The following is a 23,543-nucleotide window of genomic DNA, read 5'->3' on the forward strand; positions in this document are numbered from 1 at the left end:
TATCCAGGAAGGTCTGGTTGGTTGATGAAACGGTGAAGATGGATTTCAATATGTGGTTTTGAAGGTATGTTCCTTCAGTATTCCTCGATAGCTCAGTCGGTAGAGCACGCGGCTGTTAACCGCGCTGTCGTAGGTTCGAGTCCTACTCGGGGAGCTTTTTTCGTACTATCCGATGAACCTGATGACTGGTAATACTACCCGGTTGACAGAGGCATGTAAATATGGTAGTATATATTTAAGGCCCCATGGTCAAGCGGTTAAGACATCGCCCTTTCACGGCGGTAACACGAGTTCGAACCTCGTTGGGGTCATTTAACTAAATATGGCGACATAGCCAAGTGGTAAGGCGTGGGTCTGCAACACCCTGATCACCAGTTCAAATCTGGTTGTCGCCTCTCTTATGAGAGCCTCAGAATCCTTTATTTATAAGGGTTCTGGGGTTTTTGCCTTATAATTTTGATGTTTGCGCGTGTTTGCGGTCTGAAAACAATGTGTTGTATGGGCAGTTATTTATCTATATTCATACAATAAATTGATTTGATCTTGAATATGGCACATTTCCAATGCATTAAAGAGACTATATATCGTTTGCGCAAGCGGGCCTATCAATGGCAATGAATATTACTGATCCGCTCATACATATAAAAAATTTGCGGATCAATAAGATCCTTTGTCTCAGTTATCTCTCGTAAAAAATATTTTGAAGAGTAGTTGTTTGCGCAAACAGCCATTCATAACTCGCTCATTAGGTTAGTAAAATGGTCACTATACCTTTAACCAAGGATAGCGGCCATTTTATTTGCAGTCTCTTCGTTGGAAGTGATATTGCATAAATAGTGTCGTGTCATGGAAAGCGTCGTATGTCCAAGCAGTTTTTGTAATTCGGTGTCTTCCATACCGTTCTTATACATGATAGATGCTGTCGAGAAACGCAGCTTATGAGAGGAACGGTATTCAATCCCTAATTCGTCACAACATTTTTTCAAATGCCGATTGAAGGTAACGGTTGCCAAAGGGCTGTCGCCACGATAGAAAATAAATTCCTGATCGTCAGGCTGTAACTTCCGGACCTGGCTAAGAATCGCTTTTGTTGCAGGTGTCAGCGGCATAGAGCGAATTCCATCTGCTGTGTTGCCCTTAATGGAATTGATGACACGGTTCTTGTCATCTATAAAGCGCTGTATACGTATGAAATCCCCATCAATGTCGGACCATTTTAATCCCTTTAGTTCTCCGATTCGCAGTACCATGTGAAAATCAAAGAGAATGGCCAGGGAGTAGAAGTCAGTCTCACCGGATAAAGGCTCAATGATCCGTAGCCGATCTGCCTCTGTGTAAGGGGTTATTTGCGTATTTACAGGCTTAAAATCGAACTGCTTATAATTAATGCTAACGGAAATTAGCTCAAGCTTCCGGATCTGCCATTCTCAAGGCTGGATGAATCATCTCTATTTGTAGTGAAGTGCCAAATTAAAAGTTATTCTGGTGAAACCGCTCCATTACAGAACAGGGGCTGTTGCCTAGCAAAAATATTTGTTAATGCAACAGCCCCTATAATATTCATACAAAATCTCTAAAAACAAGAATTATTAGGCTAGTTATTATGACTATGCTCCATACTTTTTGAATATGTTGAAATTTGGTTAGCGTTTGATTATTCCCTTCTATTTTTGCAATTGTTTTTAATTTTAATCCAAACAGTAAAAATATAAGCAAACAACATATCATTAAAATTCTGGTAACCGCAAAAATAGTATCATTTAACATTATAAAGCTATTAAGCAAATATACGCTAACAGATAGCATATAAGCAAAGGATGTTAAAGAAAAAAATATATACAATTTTTTGTTCATCAGTATTCACCCTCTTATACTTATGACAATTTTGTATAAACAGGTCCCACATTCCATCCCGGAACACCGTCATTAGTAATTCCTTCAAAAAAGTTCATTTATTCATTGGCATCATTCCTTTCACGTTTAAATATTTCAAAATTAGGCGCATCATTTATTGTGTGTAAATTTTATCATAATTATTTTGAATATGCAATATTTGTAAATAAATCATAAAAACGCTGTAAGTTTTTGGCTAAAATGTAAGGGATTATTCATTTTTATATGTGTATGTAGTAATACTATTCGCTTAACTATATTGTTTGTTTTATATCTTTAGCGTTATGCATAGAGTAAAGGGGGAAAGTTTTCAAATACCTTCAGATCTGAAGTCCAGAATATCCGCATCTCAGAAAATGTTTTTTACAACCGATTTATTTTAAGCAGTTAAAGAAGCCGGATGATTACGTGTAGTCATCCGGCTTTAAATATTGTGGGAATCTTCGCCCGCCTGTATTTCCTCACTAAGTAAAAGCAGATTCCGGTTAATCCGCTCAATTCGTTGCATCTGCTCTGCAACGAACTGTTCTCCCTTTTTTGTATTCCGGATTCTGGTTCTGGATTGTTGCCTGGCATCAGTTAATCCATATCTGACCTCTGACAGTGGAAGATCCTGGTGCAGTAAAATATATGCAAGTGCCGCTCAGAACGGTTCGCTGATATAAAAGCGATATGCCTGATACACGGCCGACTCCAGCTCTCCCAGTTCAGTCTCTATAAGCAACTTACATATATGATCTAATTCCTCATCTGGAATTGCAAAGCGGAATACTATCAATGCCGCTGTTTTTCGGCATTCAACAGGTATGTTTTCCGGAAAATACTCCCGATAGCAACCGATCAGGTCCATTAAAAATTTTTCTTTCATCGTTGATCACCTCATGGCTTTTTTTCTGTTATATAAAGAAATCATACCATAAAAAATTTCATTAACAGGATGCATATCGGGGAGCAAATAAACATGGGAGATTTCCCCCCCCCCCTGCATGCGGAAAGCACAGCTCTTTCCAGTGCGCGCCTGGGTAACATGCGAATGCACCATTTCCGTAATAATCGCAATACAATGATACCGTACAGAATTCGAATGGCGCGATTATTTTAATTATACGAGAAATTAAATTAAAAAAGGAAACTATTAGGTATACAGAAAAAAACATACATGTTATACTAATGTTAGGCTGCCGTTAGGCAAAAACGACAAAAGTGCTCAAGTAATATGTGAAAAATCCCGGAGGTTGCAACTCCGGGGTTTTTCTATTTTGTGGTTACAGGATGGATTGATCTCCCCGGCCTGAACCAGGCGTGGATGCTGTCCGGGATACTGATGCTCCCAGGAACCTTCCGCACATTCGTTCATCAGATATGCTTATCAAGTAAACGGTAACTGGAAAATTTCTGAATCTTATTTTTTCTGAACTATATTTTCTTATTTGACACCCATAACGTTACACGGTATAATATAAATATGATTAAATCATTTGCACACAAAGGCTTAAGGGAATTTTATGAAAGTGGTTCCAAGAAGGGAATCCAACCAGAGCATGCGCCAAAACTAGGAAGAATGCTTGATCGTCTTGATGCAAGTATAAGTCCACAGGATATGAATTTACCAGGATATCGATTACATCCTCTGAAAGGAGATAAACAGGATATGTGGGCTGTTACTGTTAATGGCAACTGGAGATTAACATTTTATTTTGAAGGACAGGATGCGTATCTCCTAGATTACCAAGATTATCATTAGAAGGAGGAACATGTATGACCAATAGAAAACCAACACATCCGGGAGCTGTCCTCCTGGAAGATGTTATAAAGCCGCTGGGTCTTACCATCACAGAGGCTGCCAAAATGCTTGGGGTCAGTCGAAAGACATTGTCAGAGTTTGTAAATGAAAAAGCAATGCTAAGCCCTGATATGGCAATTCGCATCGCGAAAGCAACGAATACTTCTCCAGAGAGCTGGATGAATATGCAACAGAAATTGACACTATGGGAAGCTGAACAGCATCTTCCAGAAAATGTCATTCCATTTCCATCCGTGCACTCTGAAGAGGCCGCTACATTACAAATGTAATAATAAATGGGGCTGTCGCCTAGCAAAAATATTGCTAATGCGACAGCCTCGTTGTATTTGGTCCATAAAATGGGTTGCAAGTTTTGCTAGAAATATGCCCTGTACAAAATGTCCGCTTAGATATCCGTCTCAAGCAGCACCGTCTAATTGCGCAACATGGCAGGCGGTTTGCCCCTCTGCGTAGGGACTGTGACCCTCCGATTACATAAATTTATATCTTTTTGAGACATTTTTATAAACAACGCACCATTACAATGTACCGGTATATTAAATCAGAAAAAATGAACTTAGAGCCAGAAAAGGTGAGATTTATGTGTTTGCGCACTGTTTGCGCCCGCAAACACAAGCATCAATCGGCATGTAAACTCCTTTCTTTATCTGGGTTTCGAGAGATGACAGGAGGTTCAAATCTGGTTGTCGCCTCTCTTATGAAAGTCTCAGAATCCTTTGTTTATAAGGACTCTGGGGTTTTTGTTTTACCAGAAAAAGTATGCAAAATATATGCGGGCAAGCGGATTGAGGAAGGAGCATCGAAAAAAAGAAATATAGAGACATAAGTACTTGAAGTCCTAAAAAAAGTGTACTATAATAATAAATGTCCCGCACTGACATATGTGTAGCGCGGGACATTTTTAGAAATGGACACATCAGCAGTTAAAAGCGATAAAGTGCTTAAAAATAAAATACGTGCTTAAAAGGTGATGATTTGGTTTTGCCAGCATTTGGATATTGAATGATGCAGTCTGGAACAGTTTGTTCGCGGTTCATATTCGATATAGAAAGGCAGGGCTGAATCTACATGAAAATAATATTTTGGGGGAGAAAATTATGTCATTCAATTACAAAAGTTTACTTCCGACACCGGCGCAGATCAAGGCGGAATTTCCGCTGACACCGGAGTGCGTGGAGTTAAAAGCGGCAAGAGATAAAGAGGTTGCGGATGTTATCACGGGAAAGAGCAAAAAGTTCCTCGTGATCATTGGACCGTGCTCCGCGGACCGCGAGGACGCTGTATGTGAGTACATGAGCCGTCTCGCCAAGGTAAATGAGCAGGTTAAGGATAAGCTGGTTATCGTACCGCGTGTATACACAAATAAGCCGCGTACCACAGGCGGCGGATACAAGGGAATGCTTCATCAGCCGGATCCAGAGAAGAAGCCGAATATGTACGAAGGACTTGTAGCGATCCGTAAGCTTCATATGCGCGTGATCGAGGATTATGGATTCACGACAGCCGATGAGATGCTGTATCCGGAAAACTACAGCTACCTTTCCGATGTACTTTCCTATGTCGCGATCGGTGCGCGTTCTGTTGAGAACCAGCAGCACCGCCTTGTATCCAGCGGTATGGACGTTCCGGTTGGAATGAAGAACCCGACCAGCGGCGACCTCGGTGTTATGTTAAATGCCGTTTACGCTGCACAGCATGGTCATGATTTTATCTACCGCACATGGGAAGTTGAGACAAAGGGTAATCCGCTGGCGCACACGATCTTAAGAGGCGCAGTCAGCAAGCACGGTCAGTGCCTGCCGAACTACCATTATGAGGATCTGGAGCTTCTCTACAGCCTGTATCAGGAGCGGGAGCTGTTGAATCCGGCCTGCATTGTTGACGCTAACCACTCCAACTCCAACAAGCGTTACATGGAGCAGATCCGTATCGTGAAGGAAGTTCTTCACAGCCGCCGTCACTCGGAGGAGATCCACAACTTCATCAAGGGCGTTATGGTTGAGAGCTACTTAGAGCCGGGCAGTCAGAAGATCGGCGAGCATATTTACGGAAAATCCATCACGGATCCATGTCTTGGATGGGATGATACGGAGAAGCTGATCTATGACATTGCGGATGAGATCAAATAAGAGATAGAAATTGCCGGTGCCGGCACATGAAATGTGTGCTGGAACGGGAAATAGAGTAAATATTAAGCCATCGGGATGAAAGTGAAAATTATCATTCCGGTGGCTTTTTATAGTCGTGCATCTGGAAGAAGCTGCCGGCAGCAGGTCCTAGACGTTAGCAGTCTGGGCTGCTTTTGATGAGAACTCTCTCTCATAAAAGAAGATATACTGCTGCAGCACACCGGCGAACCCCGGATATTTCGAGAAATTTTCTTCGATCAGCGCCTCGCAGAGCCGTGATTCGGGAACATGACTGGTGCAGCGGCTTTTCGGGGCATACTCCCGCAGCAGGATCTTTTTGATCCAGGTGTCCACCGGGAAGGCACCGATATGGTGCAGACCGAAGAGGCAGATGCAGTTGGCAACTTTGACGCCTATTCCGTAGCAGGAGAGAAGAGCTTCCATGGAGTCGGAGTAATTCAGTCCCCGCAGACGGTCAAGATCCATCTTTCCGGAGCAGACGTCTTCGCAGGTCCGCTTGATATACTTGGCACGGTAACCGAGTTTTAAGGCGAGGAGATCATCCAGGGAGGCGTGGTTTAACTCTTCAGGAGTTGGAAACGCATAATAATATCCGGAAGACAACTCATACCGTGTTCCATATTTCTCACTCAGCGCCTCCACTAGCGCTCGGATCGCCGGAATTGTCTTTTGTTGTGAGATAATAAAGGTGATGATCATCTCCCAGAGATCCTGGTTCAGGATCCGTATTCCACTGCCGAAAGCCGCCGCTTTTGAAAGATATTCATCCGCAGGGTCAACAGAGCGGATATAAGCACCATAATCCGTCCCAAGATCAAAATAATGATTCCAGAATGCAGACTCGTCATCGGGACAGTGAAAAATCACCTCATCCCTATTCTGCTCCACAATAAGAAAATGTCCGCTGCTGATGACCCGGTAAGCTGTCTGCGGATCATTCGGGGCACAGGGAATCATACGGAAACACTGACCGGAGTCGGCGATCTGGCGGAGGTTGAAGTCCTTTAAGTTTTTTGAAATCATAGAGTACCTCCTGACTGGTCAGCGGGTCTGCCTAGGAACAAAAGAAATTTTTAAAGTCATTCCCATTCCTTCGGCAAGGCGCTGAAGCAGTTTGATGGATGGATTTCGACTTCCATTTTCCAGACGGCTGATCTCAGTCTGGTTGATTCCTGTTCTTTCGGAAAGTTCTTTTTGCGTCATGTTCTGACTGATTCTGGCATCGATAATTGCCCGGATGATATCCATTTCCGGTTGAATCTCGTCATATGCGGCGGAAAAATCTGGATTTTGCATTTTCTGTTTTTTATATTCCTGAAGTGTCATGCATGTTCTCCTCTGAATATAGTTTCTTTTTCTCAAAAGTGTGGTCAATAATTCTTTCTTTGGAATTTTGTGTGTCTCCTTATATGATATGAGATATATCTCAATAAGTCAATAGAATTGTAATTTAGAAATAAAAAAGGTTAATAAATCATGAATCAAAAGATTTGATAAAGATTAAAAGAACCAGATTAAAACGAATTGAACATCAGAAGAATATTTATGAAATAAAAAAGAAAGCTGTCTCCCGCCAAATTTAGAGATGGCGGGAGACAAAAAATTATTCAGCAAGTGCCTTCTTGTTCGCTTTCGCCTGGAACTTTTCGTTCTGGATAATAAAGCGCTCGTGGCGGCCTCCGCCGATCTTTCCTTTGGCGTCGTAAGCGGCAACATCGAATACGAGACGACGTCCGTCTACCTCGACAAGTTCAGTCTCGCACCATACGGTCATTCCAAGCGGTGTCGGTGCGTCGTGTGTTACGTTTAAGAGTGTACCCACAGTACCACAGCCCTCGTCGAGCTGATCAGCAACGCTCATCCAGGCGGTCTTTTCCATTAAAGCGGTCATAGCCGGTGTCGCGAACACGTCGAGTGTGCCGCTTCCCATTGTTTTTGCGGAGTTTGCGTCAGAGACAACAACCTCCTGTCTTCCTTTTATTCCAGTTTCCAGCATAAGTTTGTCCTCCATGATTAAATGAATACCGTAACTGTTCAGTACCCTCACAGTTACGCGCAAAAATCCATTCTAAATCGGCTGTACCGATATGATTTTTGCCTTCTAGTCTAAGTTTTCTTACGGTCAGCGCAGTAAATGCGCAGACCTACTGAATAGTTACTGAATACCACAGTTTACAATACCGGAGATCCTGACAGTGACAGCAAAGATCCGGGATTTAAACCGGGGAAGTGTGATCAGCGCGGCGTTTTCCCGCCTGACACTGACATATAAAGTATAGAATACTCGTACACGAATTGCAAGAAAAAGACTTACTGGTCTGTGATCATTTTTTTCAGATTCTCAAAAAGTTCCAGATCGGATTTGGTCACGCGGATGTTGGAGGCGAGTTCTTTGCCGTCCGGTTCTGTAACCTTAAATTCGATGATCATGTTTTCCTGAATGCCATGTTTGTAGACCGCACGCCAGAAAGCCGGGAATTTCGGGTGGTTTCTTGTAAAGGTCTGCCAGGAGTTTTTGAACTGCAGAAACATCATTGGGTTTATACTCAAAATATTTTCCTCTTTTATAAAATTGTGTTTCAGGTAGTTGCGCAGCGGGTCGGATGGACGCCGATGCCACTGTTTGCGCAAGGCACGAACAGTAACATGCTGATGGATTCCAGTATAAAATATTTGAGCAGGAATTGCAAGATATGGGAATAGTATGCTACAATTAGCACTGAGAAAGTGGTTACTGTATACGAATCGAAATTTTCTGAACTGAAAATTCCGTACAATACAGTGGTGGTAGATTTTACCGATTTGGAATGCGAAGCATCGGGAAAACGATGGTCAGGCAGTTGTAAAGGAGAGATACGATGTTGGAGGACGCAAAAAAACGGATGGCAGAAAATGTCATTTGTAATTTGAAAAAAAGAAATATGGAGGGAATCTATTGCCGGGATAAGAAAGAGGCAGTGGAAACGGTACTCTCGCTGATCGAACCCGGTGCTTCCATCGGCTGGGGCGGCTCGGCATCGGTCCGGGAGCTGGGGATTCTGGCTGAATTGGAGAAATCCGGACATGAGATGCGGGATTATCCGATGAAAGATAAAGAGACGATGGGAAATCCTTCATATCTCGGCTCCTGCAGTGCGGACTGTTTCCTTATGGGAACGAATGCGATCACCGTAAAAGGCGAACTGGTCAATATTGACGGTGCGGGAAACCGTGTGGCCTGTCTGATCCATGGACCCAGACAGGTGATCATTGTTGTCGGAATGAATAAGATAGTGCGGAGTATTGAAGATGGGATCGACCGGATCCAGACGCAGGCTTGTCCGATCATTGCAGATGCTACCGGCCGGAAAACGCCATGTGGTGTAAAGGGAGTCTGCATGGATTGTCAGTCCCCGGACTGCATGTGCTGCTCGATTGTTGTCACACGGAGATCCCGATATGACGGACGGATCAAGGTTGTGATCGTTGGGGAAAATTTAGGCTACTAAAATAAGATTACTGGAGGAACCCAATGTTTTTTATTGGCGGAATTACTCAGGGGACAAAAGAGCTGGTTTATAACGCGGCGGCGATGATCTGTGGCCGCTGCGGGAGATATGGACGGTATCAGGTGTTTATGACCTATATGTGCCTGTCCTTTTTCTTTATTCCGATCTTTAAATGGGGACGGAAATATTATGTGAAGACAAGCTGCTGCGGGACTGTCTACCAGCTGAATGAGGAAGTCGGAAAGCGGATCGCCGCGGGAGAGGATGTTTCGATCCGGGAGGAAGATCTGACGCTCGTCTCAGAGGGACATGATGCCCCGGCCTGGGATGTGCCGTTGAAGCGGTGTTCGAACTGCGGTTATGAGACGAAGGAAAACTTTGAATACTGCCCGAAGTGCGGAAAGAGGTTTTAAGACATGAAGATCACATACATTCATCACAGCGCGTTTCTCGTGGAGACGGAGTCGGCGTACCTGCTGTTTGACTATTTCCAGGGGAAGCTGCCGGAGTTTTCGGAGGAAAAACCGCTCTATGTGTTTGCAAGCCACAGGCATCCGGACCACTTTTCGAAGGTGATCTTTGATCTGGAGGAAAAACATCCGAATATCCATTATATTCTGGCATTTGATATCTGGAGTAAGCGGGTGCCGGAATCTTGTAAAGGAAAGACAGAATTTTTAAATCCGGGACAGATCCTGAAGGATGGGACACTGAAGGTCGAGGGATTTAAGTCTACAGATGAGGGCGTCGCGTTCTGGTGCAGTGTGGATGGTCTGGAGATTTACCATGCAGGCGACCTGAATCACTGGTATTGGGATGGGGAAGATCCGCAGTGGAATAAGAACATGGCGAAAGCGTACCAGGAAGAGATCTCGAAGATGCACGGGCGGACAGCGGATATTGCGTTCCTGCCGCTGGATCCGAGACTCGGTGAATATTTTTACCTGGGAATCGATGATTTCGTGAGGGAAGTCGACACAAAACTTATTTTCCCGATGCATTTCTGGGGAGAATATGATGTGGCAGAGCGGTTGAAACAGCTGCCGTGTTCAGCGGGGTACCGCGAGAAAGTCATGGAGATCCATGAAGAAAGTGAAAGCTGGGAGATCTGACCGGCGATCAGAGTGCCGGAAAAGCTCTCTTTGAAAAAGCAAGTGTAAAGCTTAGGACGCGGCGAGACCGGGATTGAGGCTCAAAAAGAGTCGGAGAATCAGAAGCTGTTGATTATATAAAAAATGAATGGAGAGGAGCACGTTATGAAATTCACATTCGCGCACAACAATTTTAATGTAACAGATCTTGACAAATCCTTAAAATTCTATGAGGAAGCTCTTGGATTAAAGGAAGTAAGAAGAAAAGAAGCGCCGGACGGGAGCTTTATCCTGGTTTACCTCGGAGACGGTGTGACACCGCACCAGCTGGAGCTCACATGGCTCAGGGACTGGGAGAAGGATCACTATGATCTTGGAGACAATGAGTTCCATTTGGCATTCCGTGTGGATGATTTTGAGGCGGCCCATGCGAAGCACAAGGAGATGGGATGTATCTGCTTTGAGAATGAGAAGATGGGAATTTACTTTATCACAGATCCGGATAATTACTGGCTGGAGATCGTGCCGACAAGAAAGTGATAAAAGGTTCGACAGCCAGATATATAAAAATTCACACATCAGGCAGAGAGGAAGGAAAACATTCTCGCTGAAAAGAAAAATAGCAGCTGGTCAGAGATAGGAAACATAGAAACAGATAAAACAGGAGGAACTAAGATGATTCTGATTAAAAATGGACGTGTGGTAGACGCAAAGAGCAATACAGACGAGATCCTGGATGTTGTTATTGATGGCGGGAAGATAAAGACCATCGGAAAAGTGGAAGATGACGGAAGCTATGAGCAGGTGATCGACGCAGACGGCTGTGTCGTAGCACCGGGCCTCATTGATGTCCACGTTCACTTCCGCGATCCGGGACTTACATACAAAGAGGATATCCAGACAGGCTCCGCCGCGGCGAAAAAGGGCGGATACACAACGGTTGTCACCATGGCAAATACAAAACCGCCGGTAGACAATGTGGAGACCGTAAAATATATCATCGAAGAAGGAAAGAAGACAGGCATCAATGTTCTTCCGGCCGCATGCGTTTCTGTTGGAATGAAGGGTCAGGAGCTCACGGATATGGACGCTTTAAAGGCAGCAGGAGCCGTTGGATTCACAGACGATGGAATCCCGCTGATGAACGAGAAACTCGTCTACGAGGCCATGAAGAAGGCGAAAGAGCTAAATGTACCGCTGAGCTTCCATGAGGAAGACCCGGCATTCATCTCCGAGAACGGAATCAACGCAGGTGCAGTCGCAAAAGAGCTTGGAATCACAGGTTCCCCGGCACTTGCTGAGGATTCTCTCGTGGCCCGTGACTGCATGATCGCCCTGCACACAGGCGCGTCAGTCAATATCCAGCATATCAGCTCCGCCACATCCGTAAAGGCTGTGAAGCTTGCGAAAGAGCTTGGAGCAAACGTGACAGCGGAGGTCACACCTCACCATTTCACATTAGATGAGACTGCTGTTTTAGAACATGGCGCAATGGCGAAGATGAACCCGCCCCTTAGAACCGCGAAGGACCGCGAGGGCATTATCGAGGGAATCAAGGACGGTTCCATCGACATGATCGCCACAGACCATGCACCGCACAGCATGGAGGAAAAGGCAGTTCTCCCGGTATGGAAAGCGCCGAGCGGAATCATCGGTCTTGAGACCGCTCTCGGACTTGCTGTGACAGAGCTTGTGAAGAAAGGCCATCTGACCACCATGCAGCTTGTCGAGAAGATGTGCGTAAACCCGGCGAAGTTGTATCACTTTGATAAAGGATACCTCGCAGAGGGCGGGGATGCCGATATCGTGATCTTCAACGAGGACGAGGAGTGGACCGTCACAGACGATGAGATCGCATCCAGGTCCCACAATACACCGTTTATCGGAAGAACGCTTTTCGGACGCGTGAAGTATACGATCTGCGGCGGAAATATTGTATACAAGGATTAAAAAAATACAGCAGAATTCCCTGGCATCGGACCAATAAGTTCCACGCAGTCGGGACTGGTCCGATGGACGGGCAGTACAGATATTTTCAGTATGAGAGAGCAGATAGAACTGAAAATTGCAAGAAACAAAGAACAGGAGAAAATAAGTCATGAAAAAATACCAGGTGCTTCTTTTTGATGTGGATGGAACACTTCTGGATTTCGACAAGGCGGAGAGGATCGGCATCGAGCGGGTGCTTATCCACTTCGGCGTGCCAGCCACCGGGGAGAATATACAGAAATACCACCATCTGAATAAAAGCTACTGGCAGAAGTTAGAGCGCGGGGAGATCACGAGAGAGCAGGTTTTAAGCCTGAGATTCGAAGATTTCTTCAGTGACTTCGGGATTAAGGTAAATGGCGCTGAGGTCGACGGTCTGTATCGTCAGACATTAAATGAGAGCGCGTTCCTTTTGGACGGTGTTATGGACCTTCTTGGCGGCTTAAAGGAGCGTTATGAGCTTCATATCGTCACAAACGGCGTCGCGGAGACCCAGTATAAACGCCTTGCGGCAGCAGGCCTGGACAAGCTGTTTAAGGGAATCTACGTCTCCGAGGAATCCGGTTTCCAGAAGCCGCAGCAGGAGTACTTCGATTACTGCTTTAAAAAGATGGGAAGAAACGATGTGGAGAACATGCTGATCATCGGTGATTCCCTGACATCCGATATCCGCGGCGGAAATAACGCGGGGATCGACACGCTGTGGTATAATCCGCACCACCAGGAGAATATGGCCGGGGTGCATGTGGATTATGAGGCGGATACGCTGGAGAAGATCGGTGAGATGTTAAGCTGATTACAGAATGGCAGCAGCAGTTGACCTTTCACAGCAAAGTTATGTGAACTAAAAGAACCTAGAACGAGAAATATTGTCAGACATCTTGACAAATACGAAGATTTTTCTTATAATTATGCTTTCCCGGAAGGCATTGTCCGCCGCATACGGATCCGGTGAAGGGACAGAAAGAGCGGCGGCGAATATATAGAAATGAGGGGTGTATTTCATGAACAAGAACACGACAGATATCACATTATCGGCTTATTTTAATGACATCGTAATCGGATACTACGAGGACGAGGATCTGGTAAAACAGTTTGGAAGACAGCTTGGTTTCGACGTGGATATGGACACCTTTATGGCGGTATCTTTCCAGTATCCGTCTGATATGAATGTAAAACCGGAAGACCGTGAGAAGCTCACAGACGCGGCAAACGCGATCATCGCTCTCTCCGATATCAACAAGAAGATCGGTGGAAAGCAGATTATCACCTGCGACAGCGGCGTATGCGTGATCCTGATCATGAACGACAAATCCGCAATGCGTGACCTGATCCCGCAGATCAAGGAGACAGCCCTTGAGCAGGTAGAAAAGATCAATTCTGACAGAAAGATCCGCGTCGGCATCGGTACGATCGAGAGCGGAATCAAGGGAATCAAGCATACATACATCAATGCCCAGGATGCGGTAAAGGCCGGCGAGATCTTCAAGAAAGACCGTGTGATCCTTGAATACATGGGTATGGAGATTTACAGCAGCATCAACCAGATGGTTGTAAACTTCGGTGACCGCCTTACCAGAACCGTTTTAAAACAGCTCGGTGAGACTGAGAAGCGGGTTCTCGCGAAATACTACAAATGCAAAGAGGACATCGCTGAGACTGCAAGACAGCTCGGAATGTCTGAGGATGATGTAAAGACAAGCTTAAATATGGTCCGCATCAATACCGGACTTGACGTAAACGATACAGAGGATAACTTCAAGCTCCACTTTATCATGATCGCGAAGAAAGTCCTTGAAAACGACGAGAGAATCAAGAAGAATCGTTAATTCACCAGAAAGTTTCTGTTGCTGTCTGCCAATGGCATGAACAGCGGAGTGTAGAAGGTGGACGATACAGAAGAAATCAGCAACAGCCCTGCGCATAATATGTGCCGGGCTGTGAGCCGTTATGGATGGTAAAATGCTGAATGGTAAAAGATAAACAGGCGGGGATCTGCCGGACAGAAGGGGATACAAATATGAAGACAATGCTGGAGCGCGGAGCCGGAATTCTGATGCCGGTGTCAAGCCTGCCGTCACCATACGGAATCGGTACATTTGGCAGTGCGGCCTATGATTTCGTGGACTTCTTAAAGAAAGCAAGACAGAAATACTGGCAGGTTCTGCCGGTGGGACCGACAAGCTACGGGGACAGCCCGTACCAGTCATTTTCCGCTTTTGCGGGAAATCCGTACTTTATCGATCTGGATACCCTGGTGAAGGAGGGACTTCTCACACAGGACGAGATCAACGCCTGTTACTGGGGGGATAATCCGACCCAGGTGGCGTACGACGCGGTGTTCTGGTACCGGTTTCCACTGTTGAAAAAGGCGTACGCGAGAAGTGAGTACCGCGAGGAACAGGGCTACGAGAAGTTCTGTATGGACAGCTGGTTCTGGCTGAATGATTACGCATTTTACATGGCGTTAAAGTTCCATTTTGATAATAAAGAATGGCTGGCATGGCCGGAAGATATCCGGTTCCGGAAGAAAGAAGCGGTGGAGTCCTACCGCGAGGAATTGAAGGACGAGATCGACTTCTGGAAGTTTTTACAGTATAAATTCTACCAGCAGTGGGGAAAGCTCCGCGCATATGCGAATGAGCAGGGAATCTCCATCATCGGTGATATTCCGATCTACGTGGCACTTGACAGCGCGGATGTCTGGACCCACCCAGAGTTATTCCTTTTGGATGAGGAGAACCTGACTCCGATCAAGGTTGCCGGAGTTCCGCCGGACGCATTCAGCGAGACGGGACAGCTCTGGGGCAATCCGCTTTACCGCTGGGATGTTCAGGAAAAGACCGATTTCGCATGGTGGAAGGAGCGCATGAAAGCGTCTGCCCGCCTGTATGACGTGGTCCGTATCGACCACTTTATCGGTGTAACCCAGTACTACGCGATTCCGGCGGGTTCCGAGGACGGAAAGACAGGCGAGTGGTTAAAGGGACCTGGAAAGAAGCTCACAGATGCCATCAACATGGTCATCGGTGACACGAAGATCATCGCGGAGGATCTTGGAATCTTTGTTCCGGAGGTCAAGGAGCTTCTTGAGGAGACAGGATATCCGGGAATGAAGATCATCGAGTTCGCCTTCAGCGGCGACCGCTTCAACGAGCACCTGCCGCATATGTACTCCCCGAATTCCGTCGTTTACGGCGGAACCCATGACAACGAGACTCTGGTGGGCTACTTTAAGCCGGAGGCGCGCCAGTGGTGGGAGTTGCAGTATATCGCAGACTACATGGGTGTCTCCCATCAGCATGAGGTCGTAGACAAGGTCTTAAAGACCGCCTACGCGTCTGTAGCCAGCGTCGTGATCTTCCAGGCGCAGGATATCTTAAAGCTCGATAGCTGGGCGAGAATGAACACGCCGGGTACGGTGGGGAATAACTGGAGATGGAGAATGAAACCGGGAGAGCTGACGCAGGATCATATCAACCATCTTTCATGGCTGGTCGATACATTTGGACGGTTTTAGATTGAAAAAAATGCAAAAATCACGGCAGAATTACCGAAGGGAAAAGTCAATTTTTGTCGAGAAAAACAGATGTTTGCGGTACGCGGTACAGTGCCGAGAAATAAGGAAAAACGGGCGGTTCGTAAGGATAAAACAGACCGCCCGTTTCTTGGAAATTCGATTGACACAAGACCAGAAGTGTGATATTGTTAAGTTAATTCCGATGCACTATTGAACTCACATGTTTTTGTAAGTCATTTGCGCGATACGATGAATTACAAAAGCATGTGAGTTTTTTGAAATAAAGACCAACAGCGATGTGTGGGGATTTCCAATAGTCTTAGTACGGAAAAATTCAATTTTTTATGGAGGTACCAAAATGAACAACGGTACAGTTAAGTGGTTCAATTCTGAGAAAGGCTACGGATTCATCTCCAACGATAATGGCGGCGACGACGTATTCGTACACTTTTCCGCAATCGTAGGCGACGGCTTCAAGACTCTTGAAGAGGGCCAGAAGGTTACTTTCGACACAGAGCAGGATCCGAAGAACAGCAAGAAGCTTCGCGCTGTTAACGTAGTTAAACTCTAATTCGAATAGAAGAGAAACTAAGAGAACTGCCGTTCCGAGTTGTACTTGGAGCGGCAGTTCTTTTGTTGGATAGGATTTTTCCTTGAAAAACAGGCTTTTTTCGCGAAAAGCCTTGCAAAAACTTGTGTTCTTTAATAGAATAAGAAGGACTTTGATAACTGACCGGCAGGCTAGAGACATTTGCGGAAGGTTATCGTTTTAAGTTCTGCCAGGGTTTAGATCCGAGGCAGGCTGTTTGTGCCCGGCGCGGGGGATGCGCTAAGGCGCATTTCACAGATACCCCTTGTCAGTTAAAAGGAGATTTAGAAAATGATTAGTGCAAATAATGTGACACTCCGTGTCGGTAAAAAAGCTTTATTTGAAGACGTAAACATTAAATTTACAGAAGGAAACTGTTATGGTCTGATCGGTGCCAACGGTGCTGGAAAGTCCACATTCTTAAAGATCTTATCCGGTCAGCTCGAGCCGACAAACGGTGAGGTTGCGATCACTCCGGGTCAGCGTCTTTCCTTCTTACAGCAGGACCACTTTAAATACGACGAGTACACAGTTCTCGATACCGTTATCATGGGAAATAAGCGCCTTTATGACATTATGAAGGAAAAAGACGCGATCTACATGAAGGAAGAGTTCACAGACGAGGATGGAATCAAGGCTGCAGAGCTCGAAGGCGAGTTCGCAACCATGAACGGATGGGAAGCGGAGTCCGACGCTGAGAACCTGTTAAACGGTCTTGGTATTGAGACAGAGCTTCACTATAAAACAATGAAAGACCTTCTCGGACCGCAGAAGGTTAAAGTTCTCCTCGCCCAGGCATTATTTGGAAACCCGGATATCCTGCTCCTCGATGAGCCGACGAACCATCTGGATCTCGACGCGATCGCATGGCTTGAGGAGTTCCTGATCAACTTTGAGAATACTGTTATCGTGGTATCCCATGACCGTTATTTCTTAAATAAAGTCTGCACGCAGATCGCTGATATCGACTACGGCAAGATCCAGCTCTATGCCGGAAACTATGATTTCTGGTTCGAGTCCAGCCAGTTGATGATCAAGCAGATGAAGGAAGCAAACAGAAAGAAAGAGGAGAAGATCAAAGAGTTGCAGGAGTTCATCCAGAGATTCTCCGCCAACGCTTCCAAGTCCAAGCAGGCGACCTCCAGAAAACGTGCCTTAGAGAAGATCGAGCTCGACGAGATCCGTCCGTCCAGCAGAAAATACCCGTATATCGACTTCCGTCCGGCCCGTGAGATCGGAAACGAAGTTCTCTCCGTTGAGGGACTTACAAAGACCATCGATGGCGTAAAGGTTCTCGACAATATTTCCTTTACCCTGGGAAGAGAGGACAAGGTTGCCCTTGTAGGACCGAACGAGCTTGCGAAGACCACACTCTTCAAGATCCTCTCCGGTGAAATGGAGCCGGATTCCGGAAGCTACAAATGGGGTCTCACAACGACTCAGGCGTACTTCCCGAAGGATAACAGCGCAGAGTTCAACAATGATGATACGATCGTAGACTGGCTGACCCAGTACTCCCCGGAAAAGGATGTCACATATGTCCGCGGCTTCCTCGGAAGAATGCTGTTTGCCGGTGAAGATGGCGTAAAGAAGGTAAAAGTTCTCTCCGGTGGTGAGAAGGTGCGCTGCATGCTCTCCAAGATGATGATCTCCGGCGCGAACGTGCTGATGTTCGATGAGCCGACGGACCATCTGGACATGGAGTCCATCACAGCCCTGAACAACGGAATGAAGAAGTTCCCGGGCGTGATCATCTTCTCCTCCCGTGACCATCAGGTCGTAGAGACGACCGCAAACCGTATCATGGAGATCATCAACGGCCAGCTGATCGATAAGATCACAACCTACGACGAGTACCTTGAGAGCGATGAGATGGCGAGAAAGAGATTCACCTATACGATCACTGAGAGTGAAGAGGATGATGACTGATTCTGCCGCCTGAATTGAGATAGAAAATGGCAGTGTAAACTGCCTGCAGAAAAAACAGAGCATATATTCAACCATACCCTATGTAAAACATTGGCATGCGAAGATATATGCTCTGTTTTTGCGTATTTACACTTAGTTTTGGCGGAACCGGTTAATTAGCCCCGGCTTTCGCCAGAACCTTCTTCATTGAAGTGAGATACACGATCACCGAAGCAATCGGTCCAAGGATATCAGATACCGGTTCTGCGTAAAATGCCGCTTCAGCTCCGAACATTGCGGGAAGCAGGAAAAGGGATACGAAGTATGTGCCTTTTCGGAAGAAGGAAAGCGGCAGGGCAACCTGTACCTGACCGAGGCCGGTGAAACCGTCGACGATCTCATACTGGAATGCCAGCGGAATGATCGCCAGAGTGAAGATCCGGATCGCCCGGATCGCCTCTGCGGCAACAACCGGGTCTGCTGTAAAGAGACGGACAAACAGGCCGCCGATGGTACGCGCAAGGACGAAGAGCAGAGCGGTGTATGCCGCAGCAAGGCTAAAGATGTACTTCTGCGCATTCTTTACGCGGTCGGTCTTTCCGGCTCCGAAATTGTAGGCAAGAACAGCCTGAGTTCCGCTGGTGATACCGCCGAGAGGCATGGTGACTACGAGCATGAAGCTCTGGGCAATGGTCGCGCAGGTGATCAGAAGGTCTCCGCGCTCCGCACCGCCGTATTTTTGCAGGATCGCGTTCATGGTGATGATCATGACGTTATCCATGGCGATGATGATAAATGGGGTAAAGCCGATGGTGAGCACTCTGCGGATCAGCCGCCAGCTGTAACCGCCGAAGGTGATACGCACCGGCATATTTTTTCCGAACAGTGTATTCAGGACGAAAGCGCAGCTCGCCATCTGGGAGATGACGGTTGCGACGGCGGCACCGGAGACGCCCATGTGGAGGCCGAAGATGAAGATCGGATCCAGAATGATGTTCAGCACCGCGCCGAGGACGACGGAGTACATGCCGGTCTTTGCAAAGCCCTGACAGATGATAAACTGATTCATACCTGTGGACATCAGGGCGAATACGGTTCCAGTCAGATATATTGTAAAATATGCGTTTGCGTAGGGCAGCGTGATATCGCTGGCACCAAAATACCGCAGCATCGGAATGCGGATTGGGTAGATGCAGGCCACCATGAGGAGGGAACATACTGCCAGCATGAGGAAGCAGTTTGCAAGGATCCGCTCGGCGGCCTTTTTATCGCCCTGTCCCATCTTCATGCTCATAAGCGGGGCACCGCCGATTCCCACGAGAAACGCGACGGAGCCGACCATAGTGACTACCGGACCGCAGACACCGGCCCCCGCCAGTGCCATGTCGCCGGAGCCGGGGATATTTCCGATATACATGCGGTCTACGATACTGTAAAGGACGCTGACAAACTGTGCCAGCATACTGGGAATTGCGATCCGGACGACGAGTTTTTTTATGTCGTCACGGCCGAGATCATTTTCAGCAGCCATAATAAAACTCTCCTGTATAAAATCCGCAGTACAGAAAAACTGTACTGCGGAATATTTGTGTACTTGCGTGAAGATGTAGATTGTCGCAAGTGACCTCGCGAATGTGCCAAGGCACATTCTTATTTTGTATTAAGCATTGTGGATAGGGGATCCGGCTTTTGGCGTGTCTATAGCCTTGCCGGTCTGTTCCAGCATATCCAGACGATGGTTGATCTTTTTCTGGTTTTCGATGATCAGATCCATTTTTTTGTGCAGGTCATCGATAATGAGTTCGCTCTTTAAATTGACCTTAAAGTCGTTTTCCGCGCGTTGTCTGTCCTTTGCCTCCTGTCGGTTCTGGCTCATCATGATAAGGGGAGCCTGAATGGCAGCAATGCAGGAAAGTACCAGATTTAAAAGGATAAACGGGTAGGCATCAAAGGCCTTCGTTCCAAGGATAACGTTGACAGCCATCCATCCGACCATGACAGCGATAAAGCTGAAGATAAATGCCCAGCTTCCGGCAAATTTCGCTACTGCGTCGGATGCTCTCTGGCCGAAGGACAGTTTTTCTGTCTCATTGGAATTTTCTGTGATGTTTGTCATGATCAGCTGATGGATCAGCTCTTCATCTGTAAATTCCTGATCAGTCCTGTTCAGGAGTTCCCGGATGATTTTTTTTCGTTCGTTTCCGCTTTTCATTTTCATAGTGAATCTCCTTATGTCCGGCATATAAAACGCGTGCAGCGCATCGGTGATGTATGCGGACACTGTTCTATACTGATAACGGGTAACTGCTAAATTCTCCCAGTTGGCGGTGGGAGGACAAGTACATAGAGTATAGCACGTTTTTCTGGGCGGGTAAATGGCACACAGGAAGATTATAGGCAAAAAAGAAAAGGGGAAAAATGTAAACCAAATAATTAAAATGGGTTGACAAATGCACGGAATCTGCGTATGATAGGAAAAGAATCGATCAGAACAATTCCATTTTGTGATATGCGTACCGGAATGTAGAATTTAAGAACGATAGAATTTAAGATCCGGCGGCAGAAATGATGGATGTTGGGAGGAAAACAAAGATGGAAAAGACAACAGCAAAACACATGTCCACCGCGCAGATGACGGTGACAGCACTTATGACAGCGATTACCTGTATCCTGGCACCGATGGCACTTCCGATTCCGATCAGCCCGGTACCGATCAGCCTGACAAACCTTGTCATCTTCTTTATGGCGTATATTCTCGGAATGAAGCTTTCCGTAGCGAGCTATGTATTATACCTGCTCTTAGGAACAGTAGGACTTCCGGTATTCTCCGGATTTAGTGGCGGTGTCGGTAAGCTTCTCGGACCGACCGGCGGCTACCTGATCGGATTTATCTTTCTGGCAGCGATCGCAGGCTTCTTCGTTGAGAAGTTCCCGGCAAAGATTTACATGCATGTAGTCGGAATGATCATCGGAATGGCGATCTGCTATATCTTCGGAACCGCATGGCTTGCGGGACAGCTCGGAATGAGCTTCGTGGCAGCTCTCGGCGTCGGCGTTATCCCGTATCTTCCGGGCGACACAGCGAAGATCATCATTGCGATCATCGCAGGTCCGCAGATCCGCAAGGCGGTTTCCAGATTTATGTAGGCTGGAAAGTAAGTGTTCAATAGGTCTGCGCATTTACTGCGCTGACCGTAAGAAAACTTAGAATAGAAGGCAAAAATCCTATCGGCACAGCCGATTTGGAATGGATTTTTGCGCGTAACTGTGAGGTACTGAACAGTTACGCTGGAAAATATTAATCAGGTATTTCATAAAAACTCATACATCCTAAATAAAGATTCACAGCGAAGATCATAGAAAATGATTTGCTGTGAATTTTTATTTATGTTGAAAAACGTACGATGCTGGCTTCTTATAGCTGATGCGGTGAATGACCCAAATAAGTGTTTACATGGAATCCCGATGTTGATAAAGCATAGTATGTTGACATTTATTAGCATATGAACAAATTATTTATAAGCAGTACAAATATATATTTTGTACTACGGAACAAAAGCCTAAAACTGTCAAAAAAACATAGAAAAATCTTGACATTTGCCTATAAAACTCGTTATGATATTTTCTGCACTATACTGACTCATTAGTTGCCTGAGTAACCCGTAAAAAAGTCTGCATTTGCAGACCTTTTTTGTGTAATGGGGAATTTCCGGGAACTCCCAGAAATTTCAGGCAGACTGTCGTGAAGGGCTCTGCATCCGGCCCGCACAGGTATAGTGAAGGAGGAAACACCATGAAATCAGTTCATGAAGCATTAGATCAGATCCTTCCGGAGATCATCGCAATGAGCGAAGATATTTACTGTCATCCGGAGCTTGGATTTAAGGAATTCAGAACAAGAAAAAAGGCGATCGAGGCACTCGACAAGGCGGGGATTCCGCATGAGGATGTCGCGTACACGGGAATCCGGGCAGTCTTAGATTCCGGAAAGCCGGGGCCGAATATCGGCCTGATCACGGAATTCGACGCGGTTCCGACCTTCGGACATCCGTATGCCAGTGAGGACAGCTGCGCAGCCCATACCTGCGGCCACTACGGTCAGCTTGGCGTTATGATGAGCTTATTTTTAGCCATCAGGGAATCCGGTATGTTAAAGGATCTCTGCGGAAAGGTCACACTTCTCGTGACGCCGGCGGAGGAGTTCTGCGATATGGATTACCGGAAGGGACTTATTAAGGAAGGAAAGATCTCCCACCCGTCAGGAAAACAGGAGATGATCGCAACAGGTATTTTTGACGATGTGGACATCATGTTATCCTGCCACGCTATGGGGATCGATATGACAAAGTATCATGCGGAGATCGGTTCCAGCTTAAACGGCTTTATCATGAAGCGGGCAATCTTTACAGGAAAGGCGTCCCACGCAGGAGCGAACCCGGAAGGCGGCGTAAACGCGCTCAACGCGGTAAACCTTGCCATGACAGGGATCAATTTCCTGAGGGAGACCTTCCGCGCAGATGACGCGATCCGCGTCCATTTCTATGTGCCGGAAGGTGGCCAGTCTGTCAATACGGTTCCGGGAAGAACACAGCTTGAGATGTATGTCCGGGCGAAGACAGTTCCGGCGATCTTTGAGACAAACGCGAAAGTGACCCGTGCGATCCGCGCCGGAGCACTTGCGATCAACTGTGATCTTGAGATTCAGGATACACCGGGTTATTTCCCACTCCATCAGGACGAGAATCTGACAGAGCTTGTGAAGAAACACATTTTAGATTATATCGACGAGAGCATGGTCGCTCAGGGAACTCACGGCTTCGCTTCCGGAGATATGGGAGACTTATCCCTCATGTGGCCGATCGTTGAGATCGGTGTTGCCGGATTTGAGGGCAGTATCCACGGAAAAGATTTTAAGACGGCGGATCCGGAGCAGGCATACTGTGTCCCGGCTCATTATTTCGCAGATACCGTGGCAGATCTCTTATCCGATGGCGGTGCGTCCGCGTGGAAGATCAAAGAGGCGTTCAAGCCGGTGATGAACAAGAAAAATTATCTGGAAACTCTGGATAGTTTGAATAAATCAACTTTTTACGAAAAGGAGAACAACTAAT

At 46.4% G+C, this 23,543-nt stretch carries 23 protein-coding genes and 3 tRNA genes; 18 read left to right on the forward strand and 8 right to left on the reverse strand.

The window, feature by feature from the left end:
• The first annotated feature begins 81 nt into the window (after positions 1-81).
• From DW826_RS07950 to DW826_RS07960, 3 genes are all read left to right on the forward strand, one after another.
• Positions 82-154, forward strand: a tRNA-Asn gene (locus tag DW826_RS07950).
• An 85-nt stretch (positions 155-239) separates the two neighbouring features.
• Positions 240-311 (forward strand) — tRNA-Glu (locus tag DW826_RS07955).
• 13 nt (positions 312-324) lie between these two features.
• Positions 325-395: transfer RNA gene (locus tag DW826_RS07960), tRNA-Cys, on the forward strand.
• Positions 396-773: 378 nt separating this feature from the next.
• Here the strand turns inward: DW826_RS07960 and DW826_RS07965 are convergent.
• Entirely contained in the window at positions 774-1,418 is a 645-nt protein-coding gene (locus DW826_RS07965) for a site-specific integrase (protein WP_347472307.1), read from the reverse strand.
• 1,118 nt (positions 1,419-2,536) lie between these two features.
• Positions 2,537-2,761 carry a hypothetical protein gene (locus DW826_RS07975; protein WP_117515968.1) on the reverse strand — a complete coding sequence of 75 codons (225 nt, stop codon included), beginning with the start codon at positions 2,759-2,761 and terminating at the stop codon, positions 2,537-2,539.
• Positions 2,762-3,358: 597 nt separating this feature from the next.
• Between DW826_RS07975 and DW826_RS07980 the strand changes: the two genes are divergently transcribed.
• From DW826_RS07980 to DW826_RS07990, 3 genes are all read left to right on the forward strand, one after another.
• The gene (locus DW826_RS07980; RefSeq protein ID WP_015552228.1) at positions 3,359-3,637 is read left to right on the forward strand and encodes a type II toxin-antitoxin system RelE/ParE family toxin; all 279 of its coding nucleotides are present in this window, start codon (positions 3,359-3,361) and stop codon (positions 3,635-3,637) included.
• Positions 3,638-3,651: 14 nt separating this feature from the next.
• On the forward strand, positions 3,652-3,966 hold the full coding sequence (locus tag DW826_RS07985) for a HigA family addiction module antitoxin (RefSeq protein ID WP_015552229.1): 315 nt from the start codon (positions 3,652-3,654) through the stop codon (positions 3,964-3,966).
• An 828-nt stretch (positions 3,967-4,794) separates the two neighbouring features.
• Positions 4,795-5,826 (forward strand): 3-deoxy-7-phosphoheptulonate synthase, encoded by a 1,032-nt coding sequence (locus tag DW826_RS07990; protein WP_015552230.1) that lies wholly within the window; start codon positions 4,795-4,797, stop codon positions 5,824-5,826.
• Between the two features lie 147 nt (positions 5,827-5,973).
• Here DW826_RS07990 and DW826_RS07995 read toward each other — a convergent pair whose 3' ends face one another.
• The 4 genes from DW826_RS07995 to DW826_RS08010 form a co-directional block, all read right to left on the reverse strand.
• Positions 5,974-6,870 (reverse strand): DNA glycosylase, encoded by an 897-nt coding sequence (locus tag DW826_RS07995; protein ID WP_117552470.1) that lies wholly within the window; start codon positions 6,868-6,870, stop codon positions 5,974-5,976.
• 18 nt (positions 6,871-6,888) lie between these two features.
• Positions 6,889-7,173, reverse strand: a complete 285-nt coding sequence (locus DW826_RS08000) for a helix-turn-helix transcriptional regulator (protein WP_015552232.1) — start codon at positions 7,171-7,173, stop codon at positions 6,889-6,891.
• 277 nt (positions 7,174-7,450) lie between these two features.
• On the reverse strand, positions 7,451-7,843 hold the full coding sequence (locus DW826_RS08005; protein WP_117470492.1) for a thioesterase family protein: 393 nt from the start codon (positions 7,841-7,843) through the stop codon (positions 7,451-7,453).
• 314 nt (positions 7,844-8,157) lie between these two features.
• Positions 8,158-8,397 carry a hypothetical protein gene (locus DW826_RS08010; RefSeq protein ID WP_242994064.1) on the reverse strand — a complete coding sequence of 80 codons (240 nt, stop codon included), beginning with the start codon at positions 8,395-8,397 and terminating at the stop codon, positions 8,158-8,160.
• Positions 8,398-8,705: 308 nt separating this feature from the next.
• Here DW826_RS08010 and DW826_RS08020 point away from each other — a divergent pair, with 308 nt between their 5' ends.
• From DW826_RS08020 to DW826_RS08065, 10 genes are all read left to right on the forward strand, one after another.
• A complete protein-coding gene (locus DW826_RS08020) occupies positions 8,706-9,335 on the forward strand; it encodes a lactate utilization protein (protein ID WP_117552472.1) in 630 nt (209 codons plus the stop codon).
• 23 nt (positions 9,336-9,358) lie between these two features.
• Positions 9,359-9,748 carry a zinc ribbon domain-containing protein gene (locus tag DW826_RS08025; protein WP_117552473.1) on the forward strand — a complete coding sequence of 130 codons (390 nt, stop codon included), beginning with the start codon at positions 9,359-9,361 and terminating at the stop codon, positions 9,746-9,748.
• Between the two features lie 3 nt (positions 9,749-9,751).
• A complete protein-coding gene (locus DW826_RS08030) occupies positions 9,752-10,447 on the forward strand; it encodes an MBL fold metallo-hydrolase (protein WP_117552474.1) in 696 nt (231 codons plus the stop codon).
• A 144-nt stretch (positions 10,448-10,591) separates the two neighbouring features.
• Positions 10,592-10,966: a VOC family protein gene (locus DW826_RS08035; RefSeq protein WP_117552489.1), complete on the forward strand. Its 375-nt coding sequence runs from the start codon at positions 10,592-10,594 to the stop codon at positions 10,964-10,966.
• A 135-nt stretch (positions 10,967-11,101) separates the two neighbouring features.
• On the forward strand, positions 11,102-12,376 hold the full coding sequence (locus tag DW826_RS08040) for a dihydroorotase (protein WP_181968022.1): 1,275 nt from the start codon (positions 11,102-11,104) through the stop codon (positions 12,374-12,376).
• Positions 12,377-12,524: 148 nt separating this feature from the next.
• Positions 12,525-13,211, forward strand: a complete 687-nt coding sequence (locus tag DW826_RS08045; protein ID WP_117552475.1) for a YjjG family noncanonical pyrimidine nucleotidase — start codon at positions 12,525-12,527, stop codon at positions 13,209-13,211.
• A gap of 208 nt (positions 13,212-13,419) precedes the next feature.
• Positions 13,420-14,244, forward strand: coding sequence for a hypothetical protein (locus DW826_RS08050; RefSeq protein ID WP_117470500.1), 825 nt, complete (start codon positions 13,420-13,422; stop codon positions 14,242-14,244).
• Between the two features lie 191 nt (positions 14,245-14,435).
• Complete coding sequence (gene malQ / locus DW826_RS08055; RefSeq protein ID WP_117552491.1) at positions 14,436-15,935, forward strand: 4-alpha-glucanotransferase; 1,500 nt, start codon at positions 14,436-14,438, stop codon at positions 15,933-15,935.
• Between the two features lie 358 nt (positions 15,936-16,293).
• Complete coding sequence (locus DW826_RS08060; protein WP_015552243.1) at positions 16,294-16,506, forward strand: cold-shock protein; 213 nt, start codon at positions 16,294-16,296, stop codon at positions 16,504-16,506.
• A gap of 309 nt (positions 16,507-16,815) precedes the next feature.
• On the forward strand, positions 16,816-18,453 hold the full coding sequence (locus tag DW826_RS08065) for an ATP-binding cassette domain-containing protein (RefSeq protein WP_117552476.1): 1,638 nt from the start codon (positions 16,816-16,818) through the stop codon (positions 18,451-18,453).
• A 151-nt stretch (positions 18,454-18,604) separates the two neighbouring features.
• Here the strand turns inward: DW826_RS08065 and DW826_RS08070 are convergent, their stop codons facing one another.
• Positions 18,605-19,963 carry an MATE family efflux transporter gene (locus tag DW826_RS08070; RefSeq protein ID WP_117552477.1) on the reverse strand — a complete coding sequence of 453 codons (1,359 nt, stop codon included), beginning with the start codon at positions 19,961-19,963 and terminating at the stop codon, positions 18,605-18,607.
• Between the two features lie 129 nt (positions 19,964-20,092).
• On the reverse strand, positions 20,093-20,650 hold the full coding sequence (locus tag DW826_RS08075; RefSeq protein WP_015552246.1) for a DUF1003 domain-containing protein: 558 nt from the start codon (positions 20,648-20,650) through the stop codon (positions 20,093-20,095).
• A 374-nt stretch (positions 20,651-21,024) separates the two neighbouring features.
• On the opposite strand from DW826_RS08075, the gene DW826_RS08080 reads away from it, so the two are divergent.
• Together DW826_RS08080 and DW826_RS08085 are read left to right on the forward strand one after the other, a co-directional pair.
• The gene (locus DW826_RS08080) at positions 21,025-21,579 is read left to right on the forward strand and encodes a biotin transporter BioY (RefSeq protein WP_021905875.1); all 555 of its coding nucleotides are present in this window, start codon (positions 21,025-21,027) and stop codon (positions 21,577-21,579) included.
• 646 nt (positions 21,580-22,225) lie between these two features.
• Positions 22,226-23,542, forward strand: coding sequence for an amidohydrolase (locus tag DW826_RS08085; protein WP_015552248.1), 1,317 nt, complete (start codon positions 22,226-22,228; stop codon positions 23,540-23,542).
• The last annotated feature ends 1 nt before the right edge of the window (position 23,543 follow it).

Source organism: Clostridium sp. AM34-11AC (genome assembly GCF_003435375.1).
GTDB classification, from domain to species: Bacteria; Bacillota; Clostridia; order Lachnospirales; family Lachnospiraceae; genus Pilosibacter; species Pilosibacter fragilis.